This is a genomic window from Undibacterium sp. TJN25, from assembly GCF_049339885.1.
In the GTDB taxonomy this organism is placed as follows: Bacteria; Pseudomonadota; Gammaproteobacteria; order Burkholderiales; family Burkholderiaceae_D; genus Undibacterium.
Genome location: NZ_JBMPPM010000003.1, coordinates 472,567 through 495,436 on the forward strand (window position 1 = coordinate 472,567; position 22,870 = coordinate 495,436).

Sequence of the window (22,870 nt, forward strand, 5' to 3'; positions counted from 1 at the left end):
TACGTAAACGTCATATACCTTAAACTCTGAGTCAAAATACGCCAACGGGGTGTTTGCCATCCCGAAAATAACAAAAAGACTACAGAGACATTATTTCGAGGAACCCCATGACCGACCTGTCGATTGCCCAGAAACTGACCGAATACAAGCCTGCCAACAAGGTGCGCTTTGTCACCGCCGCCTCGCTGTTCGATGGCCATGACGCCTCCATCAACATCATGCGACGCATCCTGATGGCCAATGGCGCCGAGGTAATCCACCTTGGGCACAATCGCTCAGTCGAAGAGATCGTCACAGCCGCCTTGCAGGAAGATGCGCAGGGCATCGCCATTTCCAGCTACCAAGGTGGCCACGTCGAATACTTCAAGTACATGATAGACCTGCTGAAACAGCGTGGCGGCGAGCACATCAAGGTATTCGGAGGAGGCGGCGGCGTTATCGTGCCGGATGAGATTGCGGACCTGCACTCCTACGGCGTCAGCCGCATTTTCAGTCCGGAAGACGGCCAGCGCCTGGGTCTGGTCGGCATGATACTGGCGATGATACAGGCTTGCGACGTGGACCTTTCCGCCTATGCGCCAAGCAGCCTTGCCAGCCTGCAGGATGGCGATATCGTGGCCAAACACCGGCCGCTGGCCCAGCTGATTACCGCGCTGGAAAACGACAGGGTACCGGCAGAGTTGCGCCAGCAGCTGCACCAGAAGGCCGATACCATCAAGATTCCCACTTTCGGCATTACCGGCACCGGTGGTGCCGGCAAGTCCTCGCTTACCGATGAGCTGATACGCCGCATACGGCTGGACCAGGACGATCAGCTGAATATCGCGCTGATCTCCATCGACCCGTCGCGCCGCAAATCCGGTGGCGCGTTGCTGGGCGACCGTATCCGCATGAATGCGATCAACCCTTGGAAGGGCCAGGTCAAGGTTTTCATGCGCTCGCTGGCGACACGCGAGGCAGGCTCCGAGATTTCGCAAGCGCTGCCTGATGTAATTGCCGCCTGCAAGGTGGCCGGATTCGACCTGGTGATCATTGAAACGTCCGGCATAGGCCAGGGCGATGCCGCGATTGTGCCGCACGTAGATGTCAGCATGTATGTGATGACGCCGGAGTTCGGCGCCGCATCGCAGCTGGAAAAAATCGACATGCTGGACTTTGCCGACTTCGTCGCCATCAACAAATTCGATCGCAAGGGCGCGCAGGATGCCTTGCGCGATGTGGCCAAGCAATACCAGCGTAACCGCGAACTATGGAGCAAAAAGCCGGATGAAATGCCGGTATACGGTACGCAGGCGTCGCGTTTTAATGACGACGGCGTCACCGCGCTGTACCAGGGCATCCTGCCTGAACTGGCGAAGCATGGCCTGCCGTCCAAACCGGGCAAACTGCCGTCGGTGGATGTGAAATTCTCCAGCGGAAAAAATGTCATCGTGCCGCCGGCGCGCAGCCGCTACCTGGCAGAGATTGCCGATACCGTGCGTCACTACCACAAGTTCACCGGCAAGCAGGTGGTGTTTGCGCGCGAACGCCAGCAACTGCAAGAAAGCAAGCGCATGCTGAGCAAGGCCGGCAAGAGCGCCGATTTTGACGAGCTGATCGCCGAGCGCGATATGCACATGGATGCCGGTTCCAAAAAGCTGCTGACCATGTGGCCCGACATGCAGGCGGCCTATTCCGGCGATGAATATGTGGTCAAGATCCGCGACAAGGAAATCCGCACCCGGCTGACACAGCAAAGCCTGTCCGGCACGACAATACGCAAAGTGGCGCTGCCGCGTTTTGTCGACCATGGCGAAATCCTGCGCTGGCTGATGCTGGAAAACGTGCCCGGTTCCTTCCCGTTTACCGCCGGCGTGTTTGCGTTCAAGCGCGAGGGCGAAGATCCTACCCGCATGTTCGCCGGCGAGGGCGATCCCTTCCGCACCAACAAACGCTTCAAGCTGGTGTCGCAGGGCATGCCTGCCAAGCGCCTGTCCACCGCGTTCGATTCGGTCACGCTGTATGGCGCCGATCCCGACCTGCGTCCGGACATCTACGGCAAGGTCGGTAATTCCGGCGTATCGGTTGCGACGCTGGAAGATATGAAGGTGTTGTATGACGGTTTCGACCTGTGCGATCCGGCCACGTCGGTCTCGATGACGATCAATGGCCCGGCGCCGACGATACTGGCCTTCTTCATGAATACGGCGATAGACCAGCAGGTAGACAAGTTCCGCACTGACAACAAGCGGGAACCGACTGCCGATGAAGCGGCCAAAATCCGTGCCTGGGTCTTGCAAAATGTGCGCGGCACCGTGCAGGCCGATATCCTGAAGGAAGACCAGGGGCAGAATACCTGTATCTTCTCGACGGAGTTCTCATTGAAGGTCATGGGCGACATCCAGGAATATTTCGTGCACCACCAGGTGCGCAACTTCTACTCGGTGTCGATCTCCGGCTACCATATCGCCGAAGCCGGCGCGAACCCGATCTCGCAGCTGGCCTTCACGCTGTCAAACGGCTTCACCTTTGTTGAGGCCTACCTGGCGCGTGGCATGCATATCGATGATTTTGCCGCCAACCTGTCCTTCTTCTTCAGCAACGGCATGGATCCGGAATACACGGTGCTGGGCCGCGTTGCCCGTCGTATCTGGGCGGTGGCGATGCGCGACAAATATGCCGCTAACGACCGCAGCCAGAAGCTGAAATACCATATCCAGACCAGCGGCCGCTCGCTGCATGCACAGGAAATCGACTTCAACGATATCCGCACCACGCTGCAGGCGCTGATCGCGATCTACGACAACTGCAACAGCCTGCATACCAACGCCTACGATGAGGCAATCACCACGCCTACCGATGAATCGGTGCGTCGCGCGCTGGCAATCCAGTTAATCATCAACCGCGAATGGGGCCTGGCGAAAAACGAGAATCCTATCCAGGGCAGCTTCATTATCGAAGAACTAACTGACCTGGTTGAGGAAGCGGTGATGCAGGAATTCGAACGTATCGCTGAACGCGGCGGCGTGCTGGGCGCAATGGAAACCGGCTACCAGCGCGGCAAGATTCAGGAAGAGTCGATGCACTATGAACATCTGAAGCACGATGGGACCTTGCCCATCATCGGCGTCAATACCTTCCGTAACCCGAAGGCCGGCGAAACGCCGCAGAAGATAGAACTGGCGCGTTCCACCGATGACGAAAAGCAGTCCCAGTTGACCCGCCTGGCCGACTTCCATGCGCGCCATGCGGACGTGGCGCCGCAGGCGCTGGCAGCATTGCAGCAGGCGGCCATCAATGACGAGAACGTGTTTGCAAAACTGATGGATGCCGCGCGCGTATGCTCGCTGGGGCAAATTACGACGGCCCTGTTTGAAGTGGGCGGGCAATACCGGCGCAATATGTAAGGCGTACGACTGCGGACCCTCTATACAGCCCTATTCATAACTGGCTGTTCCGGGTGATCGGGATACAATGCGCCTAAGCAAATACAATCGGAATAATGATGGCAAAAATAGAGTTTGATGAAGCGGTAAGCTGGGTTTCGCGTGCAGTTGCCGAACATCCCGGCAAGCTGGCCCAGGCGCTTGCGGAACATTTCCACGTGGGCAGGACGGCTGCTTCTACGGTAATTGCGCGTCTGGTGGAGGAAGCTTACCTGTCGCGCAGCGGCGCTGCCAACAGCCCGGTGTTTGCCTCGGGCAAGCGCCGCCTGCTGGTGGACAGCTACAGCCTGCCAGGCGTTGACGCAAAAGCGATGTGGGATCGGGAGTTTGCCCCTTTCCTGAGCTTGCCGGAAGAGGTCGCGGCCACGGCGCGCGATGGCTTCATCTCGGTTGTCCACAATGCGAGCCGCCATGCAAAAGCCAGCGGCCTGTATGTCGTCGTGGAACAGACCCCGCGGTACCTGGAGATGACAATCTCCGACAACGGCATAGGCGTGTTCAAGAAAATTGCACAAAAAATCAAGACCAAAGAGCTGGCGCTGGCAGTCGAAGCCGTGGCAGAAGGCCGTGCCGCCAGCGCAGTGAAGCGCAGGGCGACATCGGATATCTACAGCCTGGCGTCGATGTTTGATGAATTTCTGGTGGAAGCCAACGGCGTGCAGTTTCCTGCGCCGAAACGCAAGAAAAAGCTGTCGTTGGAGGACGATGGCACGGCTGAACCCGGCACATCGGTATTCATGAAGCTGGCGCTGAAAAAGAAAAAGCCGGCGCTCTAAAATTTTTTAATACACGTCTCTGCGGTAGTTGCCGTTCTCCGCCATCTGCTCAAGTTTTTCCTGTCCCAGTATGGCCGTCAGCGCGGCATGCACGCCTGCCGCCATGCCTTCCAGGCTGCCGCATACATAGATTGCTGCATTGTCGGCCACCCACTGCCGCACCAGGTCTGCCTGCGCGCTGAGCTTGTCCTGAACATAAACACGTTCGGCCTGGTCACGCGAAAAGGCCAGGTCCAGCCGCTGCAACGTGCCGCCGGCGAGCCAGCCTTGAAGTTCTTCGCGGTGAAAATAATCATGCGCGGCACTGCGTTCGCCGAACAGCAGCCAGTTGCGGCGGTGACCGCGTTTATCCCTTTCTTTCAGATGCGCGCGCAAACCGGCAAGGCCGGTGCCGTTGCCGATCAGTATCATTGGCCTGTCGTCTGCGGGTGTATGGAAGCTACGGTTTTCTCGCACACGCAGTGCGACAGTACCGCCGAGCACTGCGTGTGCGGTCAGCCAGCCGGAACCCAGGCCGAGTTCGCCGTTGCCCAGCACGGTTTGCCGCACCAGGAGTTCCAGCCTGCCGCCGCTGGTAATGGAGGAAATCGAGTATTCACGGTGCGGCAGCGGTTTCAGCACATTCACCAGCTGCTGCGCAGATACATTCTTCAGCGTGGCGAGGGCGGTCAGAGCGGCATCGCCATGCGGCAGCCGCCTGCTTGCCAGGCAGTCGCACAGCGCCAGGGTTTGTTCGCCGTCGTTGACCTTGGCCAGGCCGTCCAGTGCTACCGCAGCAAGGAATTGCTGCACGCGCTGGGGTGGATTGCATGGGCCGATTTCGGCGATATCGCCCGCCTGCCAGGTTGCCAAGGTGCTGGATGGATTGGCAACATCAGCAGCCTTGGGCGCATCCAGACCCAGATGGAAGGCCGGGCCGCCGGCACTGCCGGGATTCAGCAGCCGCCGCTCGGACAGTGTCCACGCGGCATAGGCAGGAGCACTCCAGTCCGCCATCTCCGTATGCCCGCTTAGCACGCCCAGATGATGCTGCCAGTGGCGCAGCGCGCCCTCGTCGCCGTTATCCACTTCTATGGTGTCAAACAGGGTTTGCGCGCCCTGGTGGCGCAGCCAGTGTTCAAGGCGACGGCCGAATGCGCAATATTGTGCATAGCTGCTGTCGCCTAGTGCCAGCAGGCCATACTGCAGATGTTTCAGCGGCAGCGGTCGGCCCATCAGCTTGCGGGCAAAGCCGGCGACGCTGTCGGGCGCATCGCCTTCGCCGGTAGTGCTGACGATAAACAGGATGCGTGGCGATTTTGCCAGCAGTGTGGCGTCCAGCTTTGCCAGCGGCAGTAGTTGCACGGGCATGCCACCGGCTTGCAGCGCCTGTGCCGTCTGCAGTGCAACCTGCTCGGCATAACCGGTCTGGCTGGCGTAGGCGACAACGACGGCAGTCTTGCCGTTGTCCCTGTCAGCACCTTGCCCCAGCGCGGCCGGCAACTGCAATGCCTGCTGCCTGTTGCGTGTCTTCAGGTAGGTGGTGAAGCAGAATGCCAGGTAGGCCAGCACCAGCAGCGCGGCGGTGAAAAGCCGCCCATCCTGGCCGTCCAGCAGATGGCTGCGGCGGACGCCATAGGTGGCAACGGCCGCAAGCGCCAGTCCGGGTATCCATGCATGTTTGACGAGCAGATTTTTCATCGGCTTATTCCAGCATTGCTTTGCATGCCGGGCTCATTTTTTCTTCAAAACCGGCTTCTGAGCGGCTGACAAAAAGGGCCGCAATATCATGCTGGCGCGCGTACTGCATGCCTTCTTCCACGCCCAGCACAGTCAGCGCCGTTGCCAGCGCGTCCGCGATCATGCAGCTGGCATGCAGTACGGCGACCGACGCCAGCGCATGTGGCACAGGGTAGCCGGTACGCGGGTCTATCGTATGGGCGTACCGTTTTCCGTCTATGTCAAAAAAACGGCGGTAGTCGCCGGAAGTGGCGATGGACAACTCATGCAGCGCAACGATGGTCGGCGGGAAGGCAGGAACTGCAGTGTCGCCGGCTTGCTCTGCAGCGGATGGCAAAGGCTGTTCCAGCGCTACCCACCACGGATCTCCATCCGGCTTGCTGCCGTAGCCGCGCAATTCGCCGCCGACCTCGACCAGATAGCTTTGCACGCCTTGCTGCTGCAGGTACTCCGCCACATGGTCAACGCCGTAACCCTTGGCGATGGAAGACAGGTCCACATAGATGCCGCCCGGCTGAAATGCGCGCCGTTGCAAGCGGTCCAGTCGCAGCCGCGTCCATCCCTTGCGTTCCAGCGCTGCGCTGATATCCTCTGCGGTGGGCATGTCGCCGCAAGCACTGCCAGGGCCGTCGGGGCCGAAGCCCCACAGGTTGACCAGCGGCCCAACGGTGGGGTCATAGGCGCCGTTGCTTTGCTGCGCGACATAACACGCATAGTCCAGCACCTTGAAAAATTCCTCGGGCAGCACATGCCAGCTTCCCGATTGGGCACGGTTGAAGCGGCTGAGGTCGGAGCTATCCAGCCAGGTGCTCATCTGGCTGACAACCTGGTCCAGCCTTTGCTGCACGCCGGATTGAATCTGTTCGGCGAAAATCCCCGCAGGCAGCACCAGCTTGACGGACCAGGTCGTGCCCATGCTTGCTCCCGCCAGGCCGGCGATATGGGCATCGGCAGGGATTGTCGGCGGTTGCGCCATCGTCAAGGGAATCAGGACTCGGTTCATTTGTTCAGTTGCGGGAAGCAGGTGTGGCTACGGCCGGCCAGATGGCCGGCCGCTTCAGGTCATACAAGTCAGAATACTGCCTTACTGCGGCAGCACTTCCAGCGTGGCGACATAACTGGCGCGGCGTTCCTTGGCCGGCTTGACAGCCTTATCATCCTTGATGCTGGCTTCCATCCAGTACATGCCCGCGCCGGGCCAGGTCACGCTGAATTTGCCGTCCTGGTCAGTCGTGGCCGATATCTCATTCAGCTTGGAACGGTAGCGTATGCCGCCCGCGATCAGCGTTACCTTCAGGTTCGCCGCCGGTTTGCCGTCTATCAGAAAACGGAAGCTGGCCGCTTCGCCGACGAACAGGTCAGTCGGCGCAGTGATCGGTTGCAATTCCAGGCCTGAACCGCTGATTGCCAGCGCCTTACCACCGGGTTTGCCGGCGGTGACAAAGGTTTCTACACGGCCGGTGCTCTGTGTAACCACCAGGTCTTCTGCATTGGCAGGCACATCCTTGGCAAAATTCTCCGCAGTGCCGCGCCAGCGCTTGGTCTGGCCGTTTTCCTTGTAGCTGGCAGACATCGCATTGTTGATGAGGCCCAGTTTATACGTGCCCGGCTGCGCCAGCTGCACGTCGAAAGTGCTGCGGTATTTGCCGGTGCTGGCATTCTCCGCCTTGGTCTGGCTGCCGTCCGGCGCGATGATGACCAGGTTGTCCAGCTTCAGCGGCATGTGGTCCGCATAGAAGACATCGGTCGATACCGCTGCATCGACGGTGATCCATGCTTTTTCCGCGCCGGTCGAACTTGCCGAAGGCAGCAGCCACATGCGGTGCGCACTGGCAGACAAGGGGATGCATGCTGCCGCGATGGCCGTGACCAAGGCTGCCTGTTTGAGTTTGCCGGATAGTGTCATTGCGTTCTCCTGGGTATGGTTATGCTGGTTTGGCTGGTTAGGGTTTGATGTTCAATGAAACCAGGCCCAGCTCGTCGCTGCCCTGTACCTTCACAGTCTGTTCGCCCTTGGCTTGCCATTTGAACGGCACCTTGACGATTTCACGTCCGCCGCCTTCGCGCGCAGCTTCCACGACCAGCTGGTAGTCGCCGGCAGGCAGGCTGGCCAGCGGGCCCTTGTCCGAAGAAAAATTCAGCTGGTGTTCGCCAACCGGGCGGGTCGCGCCGCTGATGCCGTCTACCGGCATCTGCAGTTCGCGGCCACTGCGGCGCCACCACTGGCGGATGTCCTTCAGCCACTTATTGCCTTCGTTATCCTTTTTCTTCATGTCGTACCAGACCGCCAGGTTGCCGGCCACGCTCTGGTCGGGGCGCTCTATCCAGATTGCCACATACGGGCGGTGATATTCGGCCACATTCAGGCGCGGCACTTCAACTTTCAGGTTCAGGTCGGCGGCCATTACAGGGGCAACCAGTCCGGTCATGGCAACGGAGAGCAATACACGCATGTCAAACCTCGTAAATAAGCAAATCAATAGACAGATAAATAGACGGATGGAAGCTAGTGAATCAAAACGATGGCCAGCAGCAGCGGCACGAGCAGGCCGAAACCCACGATAGGCCAAGTGGTCGGCCGGTTGCCCGAATGCAGCTGCAGCAGGAACAGGCCGGTAATGCAGAACACGAGGCAGGCAACGGCAAAAATATCGATGAACCAGGCCCAGGCGCCACCGGTATTGCGGCCCTTGTGCAAGTCATTGAAGTAAGACACCCAGCCGCGGTCGGTCAGCTCGTATTCCAGGTCGCCGCTTTCCAGGTCTATCCTGAGCCAGGCGTCGCCGCCCGGTCGCGGCAGCGACACATACACTTCTTCCTTTGACCATTCGCCAGGCTGCTCGCCGACACTCAGCGACAGCTGTTTGCCCAGCCAGTCGCGCACCGGCAGCGGCAGAGGATCCTTGGCGCCGTGTACGTTTGCCTTTTGTTGCGTTTTTTTCTGTTCCGCCAATTGCGAGTTCAGCTGAGCCAGCAACTGCTCAGGCACCTGGGTCGTCTTTTTCGTTACTTGCGGGTGCGCTTCGATTTGCGCCGAATGGTTCAGCGTGATGCCGGTCGCCGCAAACAGCAGCATCGCAATAATGCACAGGCCCGAACTGATCCAGTGCCACTGGTGCAGATGCTTGAGCCAGAACGAGCGGCGCTGCTGGTCTGATTTTTTGGGGATGGCAAATTCGCTCATGTAAATGGAATATTCAGCTGTTTTTGTTGGAGGCAAGGCTATTCTTTATGCCGTCGGCGCACGCGGGAGCGCGGGGCAGGGAGCGCTGAAGACATTGTAAATGATAATAATTCTCATTATATATCATTTATTTGCAGAAAATAAACCCGTATAAACGCTTAAATGGCAGGTATTTGTAACGTGTTTGTAAAGATGTGGAACGCCGAACGCCTGCGTAAAGGACGTAGGTGCTGGGGCAGGATGAAGGAGCAGGTAAGGAGGGAAAGCCGTTTAGCCTGCTTGCCGCCTTGCCTGCCAATGAGAGGAGCGGCGAATCAGGCTGGGCGGTCTGGTCAGCCTGCGTGGGCAGACTCGCCGATGCAGGATGTTAAACTTATTCGAGATATTTTTTATGGTTCTGGGACCGCGCCGCCGATACCTGCATGACGGCGCGTCCCTGGCCGGGAGTCGCCGGATGGAGCTTCGAGGCCTTCAATGCGGTGCTTGCCTGCTTGTGCATCCGGTCAAGCTTGAATACGTCAACCAGTGCGGCCAGCGCGACAGCCTGTTCCTGCATCGCGGCGGCGGCGGCAGCCGACTCTTCCACCAGGGCGGCATTCTGCTGTGTTACTTCGTCCATCTGGCCAATCGCCTGATTGACCTGTTCGATGCCGGCAGTCTGCTCCTGGCTGGCGCTGGCAATCTGGGCCACAATGCCTGTCACGCGTTCGATACTGACGACGACTTGCTCCATTGTGGCGCCCGCCTGGTCTACCAGTTTGGCGCCGGCATTGACCTTGTCGACCGAATTGCCAATCAGGGCCTTGATTTCCCTGGCGGCTGCGGCTGAGCGCTGGGCCAGCGTACGTACTTCAGACGCTACTACCGCAAAGCCCCGGCCCTGTTCGCCGGCGCGCGCCGCTTCCACCGCGGCGTTCAATGCCAGGATGTTTGTTTGAAATGCGATACCGTCAATGACGCTGATAATGTCGACGATCTCGTTGGCCGACTCGTTGATCGCGCTCATGGTCGTAATCACTTCGCCCACGACCACGCCGCCCCGGGTTGCAACTTCAGAAGCGGCAATCGCCAGTTGGTTGGCCTGGCGTGCGTTCTCCGCATTCTGGCGTACGGTGGAGGTCAGTTCCTCCATCGACGCAGCCGTTTCTTCCAGCGCACTGGCTTGCTGCTCGGTGCGTCCGGACAAGTCGAGGCTGCCGGCGCTGATTTCCTTCGATGCCACCGCGATGGTGTCGGTGCCGCTGCGCACTTCGCCGACGATGCCCACCAGGCTGTCGTTCATGTGGCGCAAGGCGCGCATGAGCGCTGCTGTTTCGTCGCTGCCCTGCGTGTCGATACTCAGGCTCAGGTCGCCGCCGGCGACCGTTTCGGCCACGCCAACGGCGGTACGCAGCGGTCCCACAATGCCCGCACTCAGTATCCAGGAAGCGCAGATGCCGATCAAAAGCGCGACGACAGCCAGCGCCACGATCAGGTTGACGCTATCGGCCTGGATATCCTGGATGGACTGGGCGTGCGCGTCCATTTGCTTGTGTTGCAGCACCAGCAGTTGATCAAGCAGATCCTGATAGCCTTTTCCCGCCGGTGTGAACGATGTATTCAGTATGCTATCGGCCGACACCTGATCGCCTTGCGCCTTTGCCTTCATCGCTGCACTGGTCGCCTGCCTGTAAAGCTTGCGCTGAGCGTCGATTTTGCTCAGCAGTTCCACTTCCTGCGGCGTGGTCAGCAAAGGTTCTATCTGCTTTGCCAGCTCAGCGGAACGTGTCACTGCGATATCGGCATCCTGTTTGAAATAAGTGGCAACGCCCGGGTCGGCGCTCTTGACAACGGCGCCGGTGCGGCGTATCGCGCCAAAAATCTGGGTATTCCACTCGGCGATCATGCGTTCCTTGGCAAGGGGACCTGCCATTGCCCGCGATGCGCCTGCAATGTCGTTCATGCGCCAGACGCTGAACACGGTAATCAGCAGCATCAGAGTGAGTACCAAAGCGAATCCCGCGCCCAGTCTTTTGCCGATATTAAATTTGCCAAACCATTTCATGTTGTCTCCTCACAGTAAAGAATAAATCGAAAAAATCTATCAATTGATAAAAAAATTTAATTGCTTTACTGAAATTTTTATGTGCGGTACGCATGATGCCGCAACTGCCGTTATAGTCGCAATCGTTTTGATCGCTTTAAAACGGAGCGATGTTTTTCAGACACAATCATCGGAAAAAATTATCAATGCACTTTGACTGGAGTTTGCAGCGCGAACTTGTGTTCAAGCGAATCAGGAAATGAATGAATACAAGAGAGAGGTCGTAGGATGGTGTTGCAGGTGTCGCTAATTATTCAGAAAATCTGATTTATCGATAGAAACTTTTTGCTTATTTCAAGCTAATTTTTACCCTATATTGGCTCGACTCCGCATTCAAGACGGAGAGCGAAATGACTCACTCAAGCAGCGGTTGCTGAAAGAAACCACCTGCAGAGAGTGCGGCACCGCGGCGCATTAAGTGCCGTTGTTTATAAATAAATTGGAGACTATCATCAAACCCTACATCCTGGTATTTACGCTAGGCGCCCTTGCTTGCGCCAGCTCCTTTGCTCAAACCAATGTCCAAATCTACGGTAGCGTGGATGAAGGTGTCGACTACATCAGCAATGTTCGCGGCGAGCACCAGTTTGCGGTCAACTCCGGCAAGCGCTCGCCCGACAGGCTGGGCTTTCGTGGCACCGAAGATCTCGGCGACGGCTTGAGTGCTTTCTTCAAGCTCGAAACAGGTCTTAATTCAGACACTGGAGCGCAGGCCAATCCGACCAAGTTTTTCAATCGCTACTCGACGGTCGGCTTGTCCGACAGGCGCCTCGGTACGCTGACCTTGGGCCGCATGCCTGATTTTGCGTATGATTATGTCGGCCCGCTGAACAATAGTGTTCCAGGTATTTCATGGTCGTATTCGCCAGGCAATCTTGATAATTTGGCCAATATCTTCGGCATCGACAATGCCATCCGATACGAAACGCCAGAGTTTAACGGGCTGCAACTTGGTGCGATGAACGGCTTCGGCGAGGATCCGACCAATTTCTCGCTCAACCGGGCGTATTCGCTGGGCGCGCGCTACAACAACAATGATTTGCGCCTGGGTGCTTCATATTCTATGTTCCATAATCGGACGGCCGACCTGAAGGCGACGTTCGGCGTCCTCAGCGTACTCGGTCAAAACCTGACAAGCAGCGTCTTCAATACCACACGGTTCAGCACCGTAGTCCTTGGAGGCTCTTACCGGTTGGGTGTATTCATCCCGCACGCAACCTGGACCCAGGTATCGCTGGAAAACAACCGCGGCGAGGTGCAGCAGCGTAATCTTGAGGCTGGTGTGAACATCGATATCAGCGGCGGCGACAAGACGCGCTTCTTTGGAGTCTCCGGCTCGCATTCGACGTTCATGCAAATGAAATATAACCAGTTGAACCTGTTTCTCAGCCAGTACTTGAGCGTGTCTACTCAGATATATGCCGGAACGGCCTATGTCCACGCCAGCGGCGCCGGAGCGGTCGCAGGAGCATTCGGCTATCAGCCGTCGAGCGGCACTTCACAGATTTTGGCGCGCACGGGCGTCCAGGTCCAGTTTTAAGTAGAATCAGCAATAAAGAGAAAGGTGTTACATGCTACAAAGCACTATCGAGTCCCCGCCGGCTGTTGTCGTGTCGGATCTGCACGTCGATCGCGGCGCCAGCTTACTCGCCCGAATGGAGAGCGTGCCGACTTCGCGCTGGCACATCAGGGCTCGAATAGTAATGGGCAGCGCAACATTTTTTGATGCCTTTGATGCATTGTCGCTGGCGTACGTGCTGCCGGTCCTGATCGGTCTGTGGCATTTCAAACCAAGCGATATCGGCTTGTTGATCGCCACCGGTTATATCGGTCAGTTGGTAGGCGCATTGTTTTTCGGCTGGCTGGCAGAGCGCATCGGCCGCGTGAAAAGCGAATTCCTGACCATCTTGCTGATGTCGGTGATGAGCCTGGCTTGTGCGCTGACGGGAAGCTTTGGAGGCTTGATGATCTGCCGCTTCATCCAGGGCATAGGCGTCGGCGGCGGGAATCCCGTCGCTGCGGTGTACATCAATGAGCTGTCGGTGTCGCACAACCGCGGCCGGTTCTTCCTGCTGTATGAATTGATTTTCCCAATCGGCCTGCTGGCTGCGGCTCAGGCCGGCACCTTGCTGGTGCCCAATGTGGGCTGGCAATCGATGTTCCTGGTGGGAGGCATTCCAGGCCTGTTGATAGTCGGCTTCATCTGGTTTCTGCCGGAATCGCCCCGTTGGCTGATCGGCAAAGGCCGCTACGACGAAGCGGAAAAAATCATAGAAAGCATCGAAGCCAGTACCGACAAGCGTGTCGAGCCGAAGGCGCGTCCGAAGCCGGTAGTCATCGTGCCCTTGCGTAAGCCTGGCATACGCGAGCTGTTCTCTTCGTTTTACCGCAAACGTACCTTTGTCGTATGGGCGTTGTGGGGCACTGCCTATTTCGTTGCCAACGGCCTCAATAACTGGATGCCTAGCCTGTACAAGACCGTCTACCACTTGCCTCTGGGGGAGTCGCTGCGCCTGGCGTCGATGTCCAACGTGCTCAGCGTTATCTTTGTGCTGATATCTGCACTGCTGGTTGACCGTGTTGGCCGCCGCTTGTGGGTGATGTCGGCATTTGGCGTGTCCGGCGTGCTGCTGGCTGCACTGTACCTGAACGGCGCGCATTCGGCGTATACCGTGATGATGCTGGGTTCGACCGCCTACGCTGTTGTCGGCACGGTCACGATAATGCTATTCCTATACACGCCGGAGATCTATCCGACCAGGATGCGGGCGATCGGCACCGCCCTGGCCACTTCCTGGTTCCGCGTCGCTTCGGCCGCCAGCCCTGCAATTGTTGGCGTCGTGTTGGGGGCTGATGGCGTCGCCATGGTGTTCCTGATGTTTGCGGTCGTCTGCGTGCTGGGTATTGTCGCCGCTGCGGGCATGATCGAGACCAGCCAGAAATCGCTTGAAGAAATCGCGCCTTGAACAACATCCTGGATAACACCTTGAATTTTGCGGTGCGCCGCTCGCCACGATGACGGTGTTGAATATGCCGCAGCCACGTAGCCTCTACGACAAGCTCTGGGATGAACACCTGGTCAGCCTCGATGCCGACGGCGCAGCGCTACTCTACGTCGATCGCCACTTGGTCTACGAAGTGACGAGCCCGCAGGCCTTTGCCGGCCTGGAGGCAAGCGGGCGCCCGGTCTGGCGTCCGGTGGCCACCTTTGGCGTGTGTGACCATAACGTCCCCACCAGCGGTCGCGCGAACGGTATTGCCGATCCGCTCGCGCGCCTGCAAGTAGAAACCCTGGAGCGCAATTGCAGCAGCCACGGCATCCACCAGTTCCGCATGCAAGACCGGCGCCAGGGCATCGTCCACGTGGTCGCGCCTGAGCAGGGCATGACGCTGCCCGGCATGCTCATCGTCTGCGGGGATTCGCACACCAGCACGCATGGCGCGCTGGCTGCGCTGGCGTTCGGGATCGGTACGTCTGAAGTCGAGCATGTGCTGGCTACCCAGACGCTGGCTACGCGCAAGAGCCGCAACATGCTGGTGCGCATAGAGGGTAAGCTGGGGCCCGGATGCAGTGCCAAGGATCTGGCGTTATACCTGATCGGCTGCATCGGCAGCGCTGGCGCCACCGGGCACACGATAGAATTTGCCGGCAGCACAGTGCGCGCGCTGTCAATGGAAGCGCGCATGACCCTGTGCAATATGGCGATTGAAGCTGGCGCCCGCTCGGGCCTGGTGGCCGTTGACCAGGCCACGCTCGCTTACCTGAAGGGGCGTCCGTTCGCGCCCGATGCAGAAGAGTGGGACAGCGCGGTTGCACACTGGCGTACGCTGGTGTCCGATGCCGGAGCCCATTTTGACCGCGTGCTTGATATCGATGCCACCGCCGTGGCGCCGCAAGTCTCTTGGGGCACCTCGCCTGAGATGGTAGTGCCGATCAGCGGCGCCGTTCCCGACCCCGCAGGCGAAAGTGATCCGGCGCGCCGGCAGGCGCTTGAACAGGCGCTGGCCTATATGGACCTAGTTCCCGGCATGCCGATGCAGGAGATCCGCATTGACAAGGTCTTTATCGGCTCCTGTACCAATGGCCGCATAGAAGATTTGCGGGCTGCTGCGGCAGTCGTCGCCGCTGGCGGCGGGCAGGTTGCGGCCGGTGTTACTGCGCTGGTGGTGCCGGGATCCGGCCTGGTCCGGGAGCAGGCTGAACGGGAAGGTCTCGACCGCATCTTCAAGGGGGCAGGATTCGAATGGCGCGAACCGGGCTGTTCGATGTGCCTGGCCATGAACGACGATCGGCTGGCGCCGGGCGAACGCTGCGCCAGCACGTCGAACCGCAATTTTGAGGGACGCCAGGGTGCAGGCGGGCGCAGCCACCTGCTGAGCCCTGCAATGGCTGCCGCCGCGGCGCTGGCCGGCCATTTCGTGGATGTGCGCATGGTAGCCGGTCAGGTGCTGCAATGAGAGCCATCACCATCGTGGAAGGCCTGGTTGCGCCATTGCGCCGCGACAATGTTGATACCGATGCGATCCTGCCCAAGCAATTCATGAAGTCGGTCGCGCGCACCGGCTTTGGTCCAAACCTGTTTGACAGCTGGCGCTACCTGGACACCGGCGAACCGGGGCAGGATACCGCACAGCGCCCGCTCAATCGGGAGTTCGTGCTGAACCAGCCGCGCTATCAGGGTGCCCGCATTCTGCTTGCCGGACGTAACTTTGGTTGCGGCAGCTCCCGCGAACATGCGCCGTGGGCATTGCTGGAGTACGGCTTCGACGTGATCGTCGCGCACAGCTTCGCCGACATTTTCCGTCAAAACTGTTGCAAGAACGGCATACTGCCGGTGGAGCTGGATGCCCAGGCGATGTCACACCTGTTTGCTGCCGCCGAGAGCGAAGAGGGATGCCGGCTGCGTGTTGACCTGGAGCGTCAAAGGGTGGACGGGGCGGACGGTTTTATTGCCAGCTTTGATATCGAGCCGTTTACGCGCGACTGCCTGCTCAAAGGGCTGGATGAAATCAGCCTATCGCTGCGACAGCGTGAACGTATCGCGCAGTTCGAGCGCACCCGGCTGGTCCGTTTCCCGTGGTTGGCCACTCCCATCAGTGATTGAGCAGCGGCATGCTAGAATAAACGCTGCCCAACTTGCGGTCACGCCGCTTTGTCAGACTTGTCATGAATCTTTCGCTTAGGCAGCTCAAGGTCTTTATCGGGGTAGCTCAGGCCTCCAGTTTTACCAAGACCGCTCAGCGCCTGCATCTGTCGCAGGCGGCGCTGTCGGCAATCATCCGCGAGCTTGAAACCCAGCTGCATTGCCGTTTGCTCGACCGCACTACCCGTTCTGTGGCATTGACAGAGGCGGGACGCATGTTTCTGCCTACCGCGACCCATATTGTCGCGACCATCGAAAACGCGGCCCTTGAGCTACGCAAGATCGGCCGCGAGGAACAGCGCCTGCTGCGTGTTGGCGTCATGCCGCATATTGCCGTGAGTTTAATGCCAACTGTGCTCAACCGATTCGCGAGCCTGTATCCGCTGGTGCGGGTTGAAGTGATCGACAGCACGCCGGTCGAGCTGCTGCGAATGGTGGAGGATGGCGCGCTTGATGCTGCCTTCGGCCCTTTCTTCCGTAAAGAATCCGGTGTCGATCGCGTACCGATTTTTCCGACACGGCTGATGCTTGCTGTCGGCATGCAGGAAAACGACTGGCCGGATTTCAGCACCGAATCGGCAACCTGGAGTGCATTGCAAGGTGTCCCGCTGATCTGTTTTTCCGATGACACGCCGATCCAGCGCCTGGTGGAGGAAAATCTCAGTATTGCCGCCGTCACCACCGGCAAGCGCACGCCGGTAGGCCATCTTGAAACGGCCATCGCCATGGCTGAAGCAGGTTTCGGCGTGGCAGTGGTGCCGTCGATTTCAGCAGCTGCATGCCAGCGCTTCCGGATCCGCCTGTACCCGATCATCCCGGCCATCGAACTGCCGTTTTACTGCATCACACGCGCCGGCCGCGGCAACAACGAGACGCTGGACCATCTGTCCGCCGTCTTCGAGCAGGTCGCGCAAGACTACAGCAGCAAGGCCGGCGTTGTCAAAAAAGGGCGCGGACGCGCTGCCGCAGGCTAAGGCCCATTCTTCGATATTTACGAAAAGTAATCTGCAATTGCGACGGAGCCTGCCATAGCGGGGGCGTCGTTAATTCGCCCGTCTGCCGGGCGAATTAACGACGTTTGCGCAAAAGTTCCATTCACTGTTTTCGATAAATACCTGCAAGATTATTTAGTCTTTTCGATTAAACGATAAATTCTTTTTGCTTCCGCTCGTTTAGCAGATTCTTTATATTGGTTCGGCAACGGAGCCGCTACGCCATGCTGGCGCGGTCGTCCGCACGGGGTGTCTGCCCCGTCTGAACAGTATAAAAACAGTGAGACAGCAAATGAAAATCGTCATCATCGGGGCCGGATTAGGCGGCCTTACCGCAGCCAACGCATTGCTTGACCGGGGCTTCGACGTCACCGTGCTGGAGCAAGCTGCACAATTGAAGGAAATCGGCGCCGGAGTGCAGCTGAGTTCGAACGCCACCGGCGTACTTTACCGCCTGGGCCTGGGTCCTACGCTGGAAAAAATCGCTTCAGAGCCCGCCGGCAAACGCGTGCGCCTGTGGAATACCGGCCAGACCTGGCCGCTGTTCGACCTTGGCGCCATCTCGCGCGAGCGCTACGGCTACCCTTACATGACGCTACACCGCGCCGACCTGCACACGGTGCTGGCGGAGGGCGTGCAGCGCCGCAACCCGGCAGCCATCCGGCTTGGCGTTAAGGTTGACCGCCACGAGCAGCATGACGACGGCCGCGTCACCGTCCACGGCAGCAATGGCGACAGCTGGGTCGCCGATCTGGTGATCGGCGCCGATGGCGTCCACTCGCGTACCCGCGAAGCCTTGTTTGGTCCTGATGCCCCGCGTTTTTCCGGCATCATGGCCTGGCGGGGCGTGGTTCGAGCTGCCGACCTGCCGGTCCACATGCGCGAACCCTACGGTTCGAACTGGGTAGGGCCGGGTGCACATGTCATCCAATATCCTCTGCGGGCCGGCGAGCTGGTCAATTTTGTCGGTGCGGTCGAAAGCAGCGGCTGGGAAGTCGAATCCTGGTCCGAGCGCGGCACCCACGAAGAATGCCTGAAGGACTTTACCGGCTGGCACGAGGACGTGCAGACCCTCATCCGCGCCATCGATGTGCCTTATAAATGGGCGTTGATGGTGCGTGATCCCATGCCGCAGTGGTCCAAGGGGAGTATTACCCTGCTTGGCGATGCCTGCCATCCTACGCTGCCGTTCCTGGCTCAGGGTGCAGGCATGGCGCTTGAAGACGGTTACATCCTGGCGCGGGCGCTGCAGCAGTACGGAAGCGATTTGCCCGACGCATTGCGCCGCTACGAAGCCGCGCGCCATGAGCGGACAGCGCGCATCGTGCGCGGCTCGGCTGCGAACGCCGAGCGTTTCCACAACCCAGCGCTGGCCCATGCCGAAGGCGCCGCTGCGTATGTCAGCAGGGAATGGAGCGAAGAGCGCGTCAAGGAGCGCTACGAGTGGCTGTTTGAATACGACGTGGACGCTGTTCCGCTGTAAGCACTCGACAAAAACAAGGAGATCATCATGACCAAACCGCCAGCAGTCCACGGGCTGCACCACTTCGCCTGGCGCTGCCGGGACGCCGAAGAAACCCGTGCTTTTTATGAGGATCTGCTCGGCTTGCCGCTGGTGCATGTTATCCGCCTCGACCGCGTGCCCAGCACAGGCGAATATTGCCCGTACGTACACCTTTTTTTCGAGATGAGCGATGGTTCGAACATCGCCTTTTTCGACCTGGGTGACGGCATCAACGCCGAGCCTTCAGCCAATACCCCGGCCTGGGTCAACCATATCGCTCTGCGCATGAATAGCCTGGATGAGCTCGAAACAATGCGGGCGCGGCTGCAGTCGGCCGGTGTCGATGTGATCGGCCCGGTTGACCACCATTTCGTCAAATCGATTTACTTCTTTGATCCTAACGGCTTCCGGCTGGAGTTCACCGTGCCCATCGGCACCGCCGAGATGCATGAGGGTTTCCGTCATCAGGCAAGAGACACACTCGACAATTGGACGGCAGAGAAAGCGTCGCAGTTGGCGCAGGAGGGAGAATGACATGGTCCAGCTAAACGCTACTCATGATCCTGCGCGCCGGTCCTGGCTCGATTCCGCCAACCAGGCTGATGCCGAATTTCCTATCCAGAATCTGCCGTTTGGAGTTTTCAATGACGGCGCCGGGCAGCGTGCCGGCGTGGCCATTGGCGACCAGATCGTCGACCTCGCTGCGTTACTCGAACTTGGCTTGCTTGACGGTATCGCCGCCGAAGCGGCGCGTGCCTGCGCTGGCGGCCGACTTAACGGACTGATGGCCCTGGGGCCGCGCCATGCGTCGGCTCTGCGTGCTGCGTTGTCGGATCTGCTGCGCAGCGACAGCCCTCAGCTTGGGCAGGTGCTGGCGCAATGCGAACGCATACTGGTGCCGATGGCACAGGTGTCGATGGCGCTGCCGTGCGAGATCGGCGACTACAGCGATTTTCTCACCTCGCTGCACCACACCGAACGTCATGGGCGCTACAAAGGCCTGGCAGACCCGCTGCCGCCGGCTTTCAAATCCTTGCCCATCGCCTATCACGGCCGTGCATCGTCGATCTGTGTCAGCGGCGCGCCGGTAGTGCGCCCGCACGGCCAGTACAAGAACAAGGCCGGCGAGGTGGAGTACGGCCCGGCGCCGATGCTGGATTTCGAACTGGAACTGGCCGCCTTTGTCGGTCGCGGCAACCAGCTCGGCCGGCCGATTCCGCTCGGCCTGGCGGGAGAACATATTTTCGGTTATTGCCTGCTCAACGACTGGTCGGCCAAGAGCATTCAGTGGTGGGAACAGGTACTCGGGCCATTCCTTGGCAAGAGTTTTGTATCGTCGATCTCGCCCTGGATCGTCACGCAGGAAGCGCTGGCACCGTTTCGCCTGCCGTCGCCACCGCGTCCGGCCGGCGATCCGGCTCCGCTGCCGCATCTGGCCGATGCACGCGATCAGGCCGAAGGCGGTATCGACATTGACCTGGAGGCCCTGCTTTCGACACCGGCACGTCGTGCCGCCGGAGAAGGGCCGCTGCGCATCACCAAAACCCATCTTCAGAACTTGTACTGGACGTTCGGGCAAATGATGGCGCATCACACCAGCAACGGCTGCAACCTGCGCCCCGGCGACCTGATCGGCAGCGGCACGATTTCGGGGGCAGACGACAGTGCACGCGCCTGTATCACCGAACTGACGAATGCCGGTAAGGATCCGCTGAAGGTCGGGCCGGAAGAATTCCGCACCGCGCTGGAGGACGGCGACGAAATTATGCTGCGGGCCCGTGCTTCCCGTGATGGCATGGTGTCCATCGGATTTGGAGAGTGCATAGGCCGCATCGAGCCGGCATACGACCTGTCCGCAGGGAGCCGCTGATGCTGGGTTATACGAAATTCGGAAACGGAGCGAACAAGGTGATGGTGCTTGGCGGCGCCTTCGGCTGGTCCGACGACTGGAACGGTTTGCAGGCCGGGCTCGATCCCGAGCAGTCCACCTGGGTATTCGCCGACTACCGCGGTTACGGGCGTTCGCGCGCACTCGATGGCGCATTCAATTTTGAAGAGGTTGCCGGCGACGTGCTGTCCCTGGCCGACCGTCTTGGATGGGACCGCTTCTCGCTGGTGGGCCACTCGATGGGCGGCGTGGCGATCCAGCGGGTGCTGCTGGCCGCTGCACCCGGACGCATCAAGCGCATGGTCGCCATCACCGCTGTCCCGGCGTGCAGTTCCCGCATGGATGAACAGCGCCTGGCGATGTTCGGCAAGGCCGCGACCGATCTCGCGCAACGCCAGACGATACTCAATTTTTCGACCGGCAATCGCCTGCCGGCCACCTGGCTGCGCCAACTCGCGCAAGAATCCGCCGCACACAGCCTGCCGCAGGCGTTCACCAGTTATCTGCGAGACTGGGGCACGGTAGATTTTTCCGAACGGGTGCAGGGTAACCCCACACCGGTCAAGGTACTCATCGGCGCCAACGACCCGACGCTGACGCGCGAGCTGATGGAGCGCAGCTGGCTGGCCTGGTATCCGAATGCGGTGCTTGAGGTGCTCGACGCATGCGGCCATTACCCCATGCACGAAACGCCGCTGGCCCTGGCTGCCGCGCTTGACGGCTATTTGCAACAACCCTGAACGGGCGGCCCGCGAGTTACGGGCCGCCGGTGGAGAACATTGTGTACCTACTTTCATATATCCGCCCGGCCTCGCTGGCGCAGGCGCTTGCCTTCCTGGAAGAACATCCCGATGCCCGTGCGCTGTCGGGCGGGATGACGCTGGTGCCGACGCTGAAACAGCGGCTGGCCGCGCCTTCGCATCTGGTGGACCTCACGTATCTGGATGAGCTCAAAGGAATCACACTGGCGGATGGCGTGCTGCATATCGGCGCAGCTACCCGCCACGCCGAAGTGGCAGGCAGCAGCGTGGTAAAGGAGGCGATCCCCGCGCTCGCCTACCTGGCCGGCATGATTGCCGACCCGCAAGTGCGCAATCGCGGCACGATGGGCGGTTCGGTCGCCAACAACGACCCGGCGGCGGACTTCCCGGCGGCAGTGCTGGGGCTGGGAGCCACGGTGGTGACAAGTGCGCGCCGTTTGCCCGCCGATGATTTTTTTGTCGATATGTTCGAAACCGCATTAGCGCCTGGCGAACTCGTGGTGGCTATCGAGTATCCGTTACCGCTCCGCGCTGCCTACCAGAAATATCGCCATCCGGCCTCCGGCTATGCAGTTGCCGGCGTATTCGTGGCCGATTTCGGCGATCGCGTGCGAGTAGCGGTCACCGGTGCCGCGCCATCCGTATTCCGCTGGGGCGACGCTGAGCAGGCGCTGACCGCCGATTGCACCGAAGCCTCGCTCGCCAAGCTGAAAATCGATCCCGACCTGCTGCTCGACGACGAGCGTACTCCAGCGCGTTATCGCGCACATCTGGTGCAAACATTCACCCGCCGCGCTGTGGCGGCATTGGCCCCTCATTAGAGACGGCAACAACAAAGGATACAACATGGAATTTAGCGGAACCCAGACTATTGCAGCCCCACGCGACGCCGTATGGGCGGCATTGAACGATCCGACCGTATTGCAGGCTTGCGTGCCCGGCTGCGAATCATTCAGCGCGCGCAGCGAAGATGAATATGAGGCTGTCGTACAGGCCGCAGTCGGTCCGGTCAAGGCGCGCTTCAAGGGCAGCCTGACGCTGTCCGAGCGCAGGCCGAACGAAGGTTACCGCATCGCCGGCAAGGGTGAAGGCGGCGTGGCCGGCTTCGGCAAGATGCAGGCAGTTGTCACGCTGGTCGACGGTGCCGAAGATAGCACGACGGTGCTGACCTACGAAGCCACGGCGGATGTGGGCGGCAAGTTGGCGCAGGTGGGTTCGCGCCTGGTGGCATCGGTGGCCAACCGCATGGCCGACGAATTCTTCAAGCGCTTCAGCGAGCAGCTAGCGCCGCTGGCGGAAGCCCAAGCTGACAACAGCACGCCCACAGAGGGCGCGGCCAAAAAATGGTGGCAGCGCGGCTGAGCCATCGGCAATATCAAGAACAGGCAGGTGAA

The 22,870-nt window shown here is 59.7% G+C and carries 19 protein-coding genes; 13 read left to right on the plus strand and 6 right to left on the minus strand.

Annotation, left to right across the window (positions count from 1 at the left end; genetic code table 11):
• Window positions 1-107: 107 nt before the first annotated feature.
• Together icmF and ACO0LO_RS09105 are read left to right on the plus strand one after the other, a co-directional pair.
• The gene (icmF, locus tag ACO0LO_RS09100) at window positions 108-3,386 is read left to right on the plus strand and encodes a fused isobutyryl-CoA mutase/GTPase IcmF (protein WP_422963892.1); all 3,279 of its coding nucleotides are present in this window, start codon (window positions 108-110) and stop codon (window positions 3,384-3,386) included.
• A 95-nt stretch (window positions 3,387-3,481) separates the two neighbouring features.
• Window positions 3,482-4,201 (plus strand): hypothetical protein, encoded by a 720-nt coding sequence (locus tag ACO0LO_RS09105; protein WP_422963893.1) that lies wholly within the window; start codon window positions 3,482-3,484, stop codon window positions 4,199-4,201.
• A gap of 6 nt (window positions 4,202-4,207) precedes the next feature.
• On the opposite strand, the gene ACO0LO_RS09110 is transcribed toward ACO0LO_RS09105, so the two are convergent.
• The 6 genes from ACO0LO_RS09110 to ACO0LO_RS09135 form a co-directional block, all read right to left on the minus strand.
• On the minus strand, window positions 4,208-5,881 hold the full coding sequence (locus ACO0LO_RS09110) for a sulfite reductase subunit alpha (RefSeq protein ID WP_422963894.1): 1,674 nt from the start codon (window positions 5,879-5,881) through the stop codon (window positions 4,208-4,210).
• A 4-nt stretch (window positions 5,882-5,885) separates the two neighbouring features.
• Window positions 5,886-6,923, minus strand: coding sequence for an FAD:protein FMN transferase (locus tag ACO0LO_RS09115; protein ID WP_422963895.1), 1,038 nt, complete (start codon window positions 6,921-6,923; stop codon window positions 5,886-5,888).
• Window positions 6,924-7,004: 81 nt separating this feature from the next.
• Window positions 7,005-7,826 (minus strand): DUF4198 domain-containing protein, encoded by an 822-nt coding sequence (locus ACO0LO_RS09120; protein WP_422963896.1) that lies wholly within the window; start codon window positions 7,824-7,826, stop codon window positions 7,005-7,007.
• Window positions 7,827-7,863: 37 nt separating this feature from the next.
• Window positions 7,864-8,373: a DUF2271 domain-containing protein gene (locus ACO0LO_RS09125; protein WP_422963897.1), complete on the minus strand. Its 510-nt coding sequence runs from the start codon at window positions 8,371-8,373 to the stop codon at window positions 7,864-7,866.
• Window positions 8,374-8,426: 53 nt separating this feature from the next.
• Window positions 8,427-9,104: a PepSY-associated TM helix domain-containing protein gene (locus tag ACO0LO_RS09130; RefSeq protein ID WP_422963898.1), complete on the minus strand. Its 678-nt coding sequence runs from the start codon at window positions 9,102-9,104 to the stop codon at window positions 8,427-8,429.
• A 373-nt stretch (window positions 9,105-9,477) separates the two neighbouring features.
• Window positions 9,478-11,148, minus strand: a complete 1,671-nt coding sequence (locus ACO0LO_RS09135) for a methyl-accepting chemotaxis protein (RefSeq protein WP_422963899.1) — start codon at window positions 11,146-11,148, stop codon at window positions 9,478-9,480.
• Window positions 11,149-11,626: 478 nt separating this feature from the next.
• Here ACO0LO_RS09135 and ACO0LO_RS09140 point away from each other — a divergent pair, with 478 nt between their 5' ends.
• The 11 genes from ACO0LO_RS09140 (at window position 11,627) to ACO0LO_RS09190 (ending at window position 22,838) form a co-directional block, all read left to right on the plus strand.
• Entirely contained in the window at window positions 11,627-12,727 is a 1,101-nt protein-coding gene (locus tag ACO0LO_RS09140) for a porin (protein ID WP_422963900.1), read from the plus strand.
• Between the two features lie 31 nt (window positions 12,728-12,758).
• A complete protein-coding gene (locus tag ACO0LO_RS09145) occupies window positions 12,759-14,153 on the plus strand; it encodes an MFS transporter (RefSeq protein WP_422963901.1) in 1,395 nt (464 codons plus the stop codon).
• Window positions 14,154-14,217: 64 nt separating this feature from the next.
• Entirely contained in the window at window positions 14,218-15,645 is a 1,428-nt protein-coding gene (gene leuC, locus ACO0LO_RS09150) for a 3-isopropylmalate dehydratase large subunit (RefSeq protein WP_422963902.1), read from the plus strand.
• Window positions 15,642-16,292, plus strand: a complete 651-nt coding sequence (gene leuD, locus ACO0LO_RS09155; RefSeq protein ID WP_422963903.1) for a 3-isopropylmalate dehydratase small subunit — start codon at window positions 15,642-15,644, stop codon at window positions 16,290-16,292. Before leuC ends, leuD begins: the two co-directional genes overlap by 4 nt.
• A gap of 62 nt (window positions 16,293-16,354) precedes the next feature.
• Entirely contained in the window at window positions 16,355-17,305 is a 951-nt protein-coding gene (locus tag ACO0LO_RS09160) for a LysR family transcriptional regulator (RefSeq protein ID WP_422963904.1), read from the plus strand.
• A 310-nt stretch (window positions 17,306-17,615) separates the two neighbouring features.
• Window positions 17,616-18,806 carry an FAD-dependent monooxygenase gene (locus ACO0LO_RS09165; protein ID WP_422963905.1) on the plus strand — a complete coding sequence of 397 codons (1,191 nt, stop codon included), beginning with the start codon at window positions 17,616-17,618 and terminating at the stop codon, window positions 18,804-18,806.
• Between the two features lie 27 nt (window positions 18,807-18,833).
• Window positions 18,834-19,361 (plus strand): VOC family protein, encoded by a 528-nt coding sequence (locus ACO0LO_RS09170; protein WP_422963906.1) that lies wholly within the window; start codon window positions 18,834-18,836, stop codon window positions 19,359-19,361.
• Window position 19,362: 1 nt separating this feature from the next.
• The gene (gene fahA / locus ACO0LO_RS09175; protein WP_422963907.1) at window positions 19,363-20,697 is read left to right on the plus strand and encodes a fumarylacetoacetase; all 1,335 of its coding nucleotides are present in this window, start codon (window positions 19,363-19,365) and stop codon (window positions 20,695-20,697) included.
• The gene (locus ACO0LO_RS09180; protein ID WP_422963908.1) at window positions 20,697-21,455 is read left to right on the plus strand and encodes an alpha/beta fold hydrolase; all 759 of its coding nucleotides are present in this window, start codon (window positions 20,697-20,699) and stop codon (window positions 21,453-21,455) included. Before fahA ends, ACO0LO_RS09180 begins: the two co-directional genes overlap by 1 nt.
• Window positions 21,456-21,496: 41 nt before the next feature.
• Entirely contained in the window at window positions 21,497-22,297 is an 801-nt protein-coding gene (locus ACO0LO_RS09185) for an FAD binding domain-containing protein (RefSeq protein ID WP_422963909.1), read from the plus strand.
• Window positions 22,298-22,322: 25 nt separating this feature from the next.
• Window positions 22,323-22,838: an SRPBCC family protein gene (locus ACO0LO_RS09190; RefSeq protein ID WP_422963910.1), complete on the plus strand. Its 516-nt coding sequence runs from the start codon at window positions 22,323-22,325 to the stop codon at window positions 22,836-22,838.
• The last annotated feature ends 32 nt before the right edge of the window (window positions 22,839-22,870 follow it).